A 7029-nucleotide genomic window follows, 5' to 3' on the forward strand; every position below is an offset into this window, starting at 1 on the left:
ACATCTTGACCGGTCTGCCTTTTCTCCCGCTGATTCACAACGCCGCGCTGCTGTTGTCACTGGCGCTGCTGCTGGATTTGCTCAGCCGCGACAAGGGTGGCCGCGGTGCCTGGGGCGCCAGGCCGATGCGGCTGGTGATCGGGCTGGTAATCGGGTGTATCGGGTTGGCGTTGATGCTCACGCCCTGGACATTGCGTCCGGGCCTGGTGTTTGACACCCGCTCGGTCTTGCTGAGCAGCGCCGGGCTCTTCTTTGGCCCCTTGCCCACCCTGGTCGCCATGGCCATGACCGCCGTTCTGCGACTCATTCAGGGCGGCGCCGGAGCCCTGACCGGAGTCCTCGTGATTCTGGCTTCCGGCACCATCGGAATCCTCTGGGGGCAGGTCCGACCGGCACCGGAGCGCTTGTCGCTGCGCGAGTGTTATCTGTTCGGCGTCGTGGTCCATGGTGTCGTGTTGGCCGTGATACTGGTGCTGCTGGGGCTGCCCGTGGTGCAACGCATCGCGCTGCCGATCCTCCTGATTTACCCCGTGACGACCGTGCTGCTGGCCGTTTTGCTGGCCGCCCGGTTGCGCCGCCAACAGACCGACGCGGCGCTGCGCCGGGATCGCCTCTTGCTGCGCAGTACCCGCGGACGCGTAGGTCTCGCGGGTTGGGAATATGACCTGGTGACCCGCCGGTTGCAGTGGACGGACGAGGTCCAGCGCCTGTTCGAGGTCGGCCCGGACGAGGACCTCAGCGACCCTGAGCGGGTCATCCTGTTGCTCGCTCCCGCGGATCGTCCGTCCCTGCGAGCGGCCTTCGCACGGGTGGTTGCCCACGGCGAACCCTATGACCTCGAACTGCGGATCGTGACTCCCTCAGCGGGGCAGCGCTGGGTCCGTGCCGGCGCCGAGGCTGAATGTCGCCGCGGTCGGGTGGCACGCGTGTTCGGCAGCGTCCTGGACATCACGGACCACCGACTGGCCGAGGAACGGTTACGGGCCGCTCAGGCCGAGACGACGCGTCTGTTGGCGGTGTCCGACCAGGCGAGCCGGGCACTGCTGAGTCTCCTGGAAGACCAACAGCGCACGGCGGAGACCCTGCGCGAGAGCGAAGGGCGCGCCCGCATGCTGACTGAACAGTTGCCGGCGATTCTTTACCGGGCCGCGCTCGATCCGCGGTGTCCGACGCTTTATGTGAGTCAGCGGATCAACGATTTGGGCTATACCCTGGAAGACATGATCCAGGATCCTGACCTGTGGGCCCGGCTAATCCATCCGGACGACCGGCAGCGCGTGCTGGGTGCGCTGGACGATATGGTGCGGAGCGAGCACGTGAGCGGCGCCGTTCTTGAAATGGATTACCGCTTGGCGACCCGCGACGGGAAGTGGCGGCACTATCACGATGCGGCCCAAGTCGTGAGTGACGAAGCGGGTCAACCGCGTCACCTGCAAGGGGTGATGCTCGACGTGACTCAGTCGCGGCAGGCCGAGCAGGACCTGGCCTTGCAGGCGCGCCGCGCCGAGGCGCTGCTGGAACTCCCGCGGGCGGTCGAGCGTCTGGACGAGCGGGCCTTCATGCAGTTCGGGCTCGAGTTGGCCGAGGGACTCACCCGCAGCCCCATCGGCTTCATCCACTTCGTCAATGACGACCAGCAGGAAATCGAACTCGTGACCTGGTCGCGCGCGACCCTGGAGCACTATTGCCAGGCCGGCTTCGACCGCCACTATCCGGTCCGGCAGGCCGGCATCTGGGCTGACGCCGTGCGGCGACGCGTGCCGGTCGTCTTCAATGACTATCTCGGCGCCCCCCAGGAACAGATCCAGCGCCGCGGCCTGCCTGCCGGCCATGCCGCGCTAACCCGTCTGATCAGTGTGCCGGTGCTCGAGGGCGGTCTGGTGCGGATGATCGCCGGGGTTGGCAACAAGGCTGAGCCCTATACGGATCTGGATGTCGAAACGACCCAACTGCTCGCCAACGAGGTCTGGCGGATCACGCGCCAGCGGCGCGCCGACGCGCAACTGCGCAAGTTGGCCCAAGCGGTCGAGCAAAGTCCGGAGAGTATCATCATCACCGATCTTGCAGGGCAGATCGAGTACGTCAACGACGCTTTCGTGCGCGGTACCGGGTATAGTCGGGCCGATGCCACCGGGCAAAACCCGCGCCTGCTCCAGTCGGGCAAGACCCCGGCGGCAACCTATAAGGCCCTGTGGAACGCGCTGACCCATGGTCGGCCCTGGCAGGGCGAGTTCATCAACCGGCGTCGCGACGGCAGCGAATACGCCGAGCACGCCATCATCACACCGCTGCGTCAGCCCGATGGAACCATCACCCACTATGTCGCCGTCAAGGAGGACATCAGTGAGAAACAGCGTCTGGCCGCCGAACTCGACAACCATCGCCACCACCTGGAAGACCTGGTTGTCAGCCGCACCCAGGAACTCACCGAGGCGCGCATCCGTGCGGAGGCGGCCAACCGGGCCAAGAGTGTCTTTCTGGCGAACATGAGCCATGAGATCCGCACACCGATGAACGCCATCGTCGGTCTCACCCACCTGCTGCAACGCACCGAGATCACCCCGATTCAGGCCGAGCGGCTGATCCGGATCGATGGTGCGGCCCGCCATCTGCTGGCGATCCTCAACAATATCCTCGATCTGTCCAAGATCGAGGCGGGCCGCCTTGAATTGGAGCACACCGAGTTTGTCCTGGGCGCCGTGCTCGACCACGTGCGTTCACTGGTGACTGAGCAGGCCAGGGATAAGGGGCTGACGCTGGACGTGGCCGCCGACAGCGAGGGCGATACCCTGACGCGGCCGTTGTGCGGCGATCCGACGCGGCTGGGTCAGGCGCTGCTCAACTACGCGGCCAACGCCGTCAAGTTCACCGAGCGGGGTCGGATCCGGCTGCGGGTCCGGGTACTGGAGGAAACCCGGCGCGGCTGCCTGGTGTGCTTCGAGGTGCAGGACACCGGGATCGGCATCGCCCCCGAGCAGCGTATTCGCCTGTTCGAGGCGTTTGAGCAGGCGGATACCTCGACGACCCGCCGCTACGGCGGTACCGGTCTGGGGCTCGCCATCACCCGTCGCCTGGCACAGTTGATGGGGGGGGAGGCCGGGGTCGAGAGTACGCCGGGACAGGGCAGCACCTTCTGGTTCACGGCCTGGCTGGGGCTCGGCCAGTCCTCGATCAGCGTTCCGCGGCCGGGTGCGGCAGGCGTGGATCCTGAGCAGGAACTGTGTCGCCGCCATGTTGGGGCGCGGGTGTTGTTGGTGGAGGACGATGCGATCAATCGGGAGGTCGCACTGGACCTCCTGCGTGCGGCCGGTCTCGTGGTGGCTACCGCCGCGGATGGCCGGGAGGCACTCACGATGGCCGCGGCCACGGCCTATGACCTGATCCTGATGGACGTGCAGATGCCCGTGATGGATGGTCTGAGCGCGACCCGCGCCATCCGTCGTCTGCCGGGGCGGGCGAGTACACCCATCCTGGCCATGACCGCCAATGTTTTCGCGGAAGATCGCCAAGCCTGCCTGGACGCGGGGATGGATGATCATGTCGCCAAGCCGGTCGACCCGGGCACCCTGTTTGCGGCGCTGTGCCGGTGGCTGGACGATGGCCCGGTCGACGCGGTCGGCGCCGGCATTGCCGCGCCGAATCCGGTGCCCACACCGCCAACGGGACTCGACCCCCCGGCCTTAAGCGCCCTGGTCGAACGCCTGACGGACCTGTTGAGCGTCGGCGACATCGCCGCCAACCACCTGATGCGCGAGTCCGCGGCAGCGCTGCGGGCAACGCTGGGGGAGCCGGCCGAGACCCTGTCGCGTCAGATCAATGCCTTCGATTACGATCAGGCACTGCTGACCTTGAGCGCTTTGCAGCGGCCGGAGCAGCCGCATTGATCGGCCGGCCTGTTCTCGTTCCCACGCTCCAGCGTGGGAATGCCGTCCGGCCGCTCCAGCGGCCAGTCGCTCTACGCCCGACGTGACGTCTTGCTCAGAGATGCCGGAACCTAGGCGCAGGTCAGTCGTCTGGACTTCTAAGCGGTCCCGAACCTCGTCGGCTCAAGGAGTTTCGGCCCTCCCTTTCAGTACAACACCAGTCACTGAGCCGTAGGGACGCAGGTGAGCTCCAAGGATCCGTCAGCCACGGTCAGCGTGATCAGGGTTTCGTCCTCGGCGCAGAAGACCAACATGCGCCCGCCACCGGTGTTGGCGAAGGGCGTCTCGAACGTATCCTCGTCCGGGCTGCCGCTGGGGTTGTTAACAGCGTTCTTGCCGCCGCTCGCGAAGGTTTGGGACGCGCTAACCAGAACGATGACTGTCGCCAGCAGGGCGACCAAACTGAAGTACCTGCTCATGGTAGAACCCCTTCTTATGTGAGACCAGAAAGTGTATCGGGAGCCGTTCGATAACGGGGTGAGCGGTCCCGACACTCCGTCCTGCCGCCCGGTTCGAGCCAGGGCGCTGTTGCGCATTGGAGCAAATACGCCTGGGATCGACGTCGAGGCGCCGTTTGGGGAGCGGGGCCTCGCCTGCCGTCAAGACTCTTAAATCATTTAACACAATCGCCGTCTCTCGGCATTGAAAATACGCATTGCGGGGGCGAAACGTGCGATTCTCAAAGCGCTACATGGTTCAAGCGCTTAGGCGCTTGGACCATGGCGGGGCCATCCTGCCCCCCTTGGGAAACGCCTGCCTGCGCAATTTTGACGATCTGACCGGAACCGTATTCTCGTTCCCAGCGAGGCTGCGTCGTCAGGGCTTCCAGCCCTGACTGTTCCAGCCCCGACGCCGCCAGGCCAGGATGGCCTGACGACGCACTCGGGGAATCCTGGTCGAGCTGCTCAATACCCGTCTTCGCGATAATTGCAGTTCCCTAGTTCATCACAAGGACAATACTGCGTCGTGGTGTCGATCTGCGCATACGCATCCCCAACGGGAAAGCCGTTGTCATCGAGATAGCCATACTTCGGCGCGTTGAATCCGTAGGGGATGGGAGTCCCGTCGGGGTTTTGCGTCCCTGGCGGCGGCTGATAGTGCGCGACATACCCGATTTCCGGAACCATACCTCTTTTCTCGACGATGCGCTCCGGTGTGACTGAGATCACCATGAGATCCAAGGACCACGTGATTCGGGGAAGACGCGTACTTTGTCCTTTATTGTCGTTGCCCGGACCTTCCCCGCTCAAGGAAGAATCGGAAGAATCATTGCCTTGAACAACATCGACATGCTGACGAACACTCTTCATCGCGCAGGCGACAGTGTCGTCGGATGTCGGGAAATGGGTTGCTACTGTCAGTCGCGGCAATGGGTTGATTTGACTGAGGACGTATCCGAACGCACCCTGGGGGCTATGGGAGCTGTTCTGGACCATTTGCATCTGCTGGACAATTTGGCTGTTCTGGTCGGGCAGCTCATGAGCATTCATGTTCTTCATGGCCCAGACTTGCGCCGCCGCCCCCATCTCATGGATGAAGACGTCGACACCATGACCGTTGTTGCAGGCCTGATCAACACTGACGGACTCGGGCTTGGTGTCGCCCGTGTAGATCATCGTCAGGGTTTCACCACTCGGTGTAAGCCATTCCAGCTTGTAGCCGATGGAGCCTTTACGGGCGTGGATCACCGGAAAGTAGGTGATCTTCACACCGGTCTCGTGGTTATGGTAGGCCACGTTATCATCCGGGTCATAGCCCACCACCTTCAGCTGGACGGGAATCATGGCATAGGCGTCGTCAACCGGATCATCGTGGGCGGGGTTGCCGTCACCGACCGGGACCGGTTCGCACGGTAACCCCCAGCTTCTCTTGGTCGGAGGCTGATAGGAAGTGTAACTGGTGGTCTGGAAGCTGAAGCTCTCCGAATGCCACCGGCACGCCTCCCGCAGGTGCTTGCAGAATGCGTTGGTGCCGTCTTCGTAGAAAATTCCTGAGCCGGGCGGACTTTCAACTCCCGAAGGTCCGGGTCCCCAGACGAACAACGGTGACTTGCGATCGGCCGAAGGGCCAAAGCAATAAATGTGGGTCAAGTCGCTCATATGGTCACCGTGCAGATGGGTGAGAAACACCTTGTCCATCCGCCCGAAGCCCACGTTCATGTTGGTGTAGTTGGTACAGACGCCGGAGCCACAGTCAAAAACGAACTGATCTTTCGGCAGTTGGGTGTCGCGGTTCCAACCGACCTCGACAAAGATGCTCATCATCTGCTGTGCGTGTCGCTGATTTGGAGGGATCGATGTCCCCATGAAGGTAATCCGCATCTCATTTTCATGAAGCGGCTGGATCTGGGTGACAGTGGTAGGACTGAACGGATAGAACCGCGGCAATTGGTCGAAATAACGATACCGGCGAGCTTTTAGCGGATTACCCCAGTAGCAAGACGGCTTATCCTCGCAGTCCGATTGATCGCAAACCGGGCAGGTATCGCCGCCCTGCATTTGGTCTGCAAACAATTTCAGTGCAGTCCCCCCGAGAACAAAGCTGCTCAAAGCCCATCCCGAGATCTTCAATGCGTCGCGTCTGGTCAACCCAACAGGGTCCGTGTGTTCTTGTTCGGTCATGAGTCTCACCTCATTTTCTCGATTACTGCCATGATTGCGTGAGGCCGGAGGCCGCGCGGCTATGGCGCACGGCCTGCCGGATGAGCTGCGCTCGGAACGGCGGTGGGTGCAGCCGGACGGCATCTTCCAGCATCAATCATGACTCCAGCACCTGCGGGGGGCCGGGGCCTGGGTCCAGCAATTCCAAATGGCTCAATATGGGTTCCGGACTGCTGAGTCTAGCTCGCTCTTCGGGTGGTCCAAGCGTACACTACACGTCAGGACTCAACCACGCTGACCGACAGTTTCCCGCCGATGATCAACCTTCAAGACCTGCTGGACGACGCCAAGTGCTACGACACACTCCGTCAGTTGCGTTGGCCAGAGGGTGTTCTTTGCCCCCACTGCGAGGCGTCGCTGATCACGAAGCAGGGACATGATACGACCCAGCCAGCGCGGCAGAAATACCGCTGTGGGGCCTGCCTGCGCTATTTTGACGATCTGAC

4 protein-coding genes are annotated in these 7029 nt (G+C 63.0%); 2 read left to right on the forward strand and 2 right to left on the reverse strand.

Annotated elements, in window-relative coordinates:
- Nucleotides 1-5: 5 nt before the first annotated feature.
- Nucleotides 6-3884, forward strand: a complete 3879-nt coding sequence (locus A39O_RS37090) for a PAS domain-containing protein (protein WP_020507371.1) — start codon at nt 6-8, stop codon at nt 3882-3884.
- Between the two features lie 200 nt (nt 3885-4084).
- Here A39O_RS37090 and A39O_RS0124865 read toward each other — a convergent pair whose 3' ends face one another.
- Nucleotides 4085-4342 carry a hypothetical protein gene (locus A39O_RS0124865; RefSeq protein WP_020507372.1) on the reverse strand — a complete coding sequence of 86 codons (258 nt, stop codon included), beginning with the start codon at nt 4340-4342 and terminating at the stop codon, nt 4085-4087.
- Between the two features lie 486 nt (nt 4343-4828).
- Nucleotides 4829-6544, reverse strand: coding sequence for an MBL fold metallo-hydrolase (locus tag A39O_RS0124870; protein WP_157640396.1), 1716 nt, complete (start codon nt 6542-6544; stop codon nt 4829-4831).
- Nucleotides 6545-6838: 294 nt separating this feature from the next.
- Between A39O_RS0124870 and A39O_RS39260 the strand changes: the two genes are divergently transcribed.
- The coding region (locus A39O_RS39260) for a transposase (protein WP_020503260.1) at nt 6839-7029 on the forward strand (191 nt) is incomplete at its 3' end.

Origin of the sequence: Lamprocystis purpurea DSM 4197 (assembly GCF_000379525.1) — a bacterium.
Taxonomy (GTDB): domain Bacteria; phylum Pseudomonadota; class Gammaproteobacteria; order Chromatiales; family Chromatiaceae; genus Thiodictyon; species Thiodictyon purpureum.

Excerpts from the sequence above, each read along its gene's own strand:
- A39O_RS0124865 (WP_020507372.1), bottom strand. The coding sequence starts at position 4,342 with ATGAGCAGGTACTTCAGTTTGGTCGCCCTGCTGGCGACAGTCATCGTT.
- A39O_RS0124870 (WP_157640396.1), bottom strand. The coding sequence starts at position 6,544 with ATGACCGAACAAGAACACACGGACCCTGTTGGGTTGACCAGACGCGAC.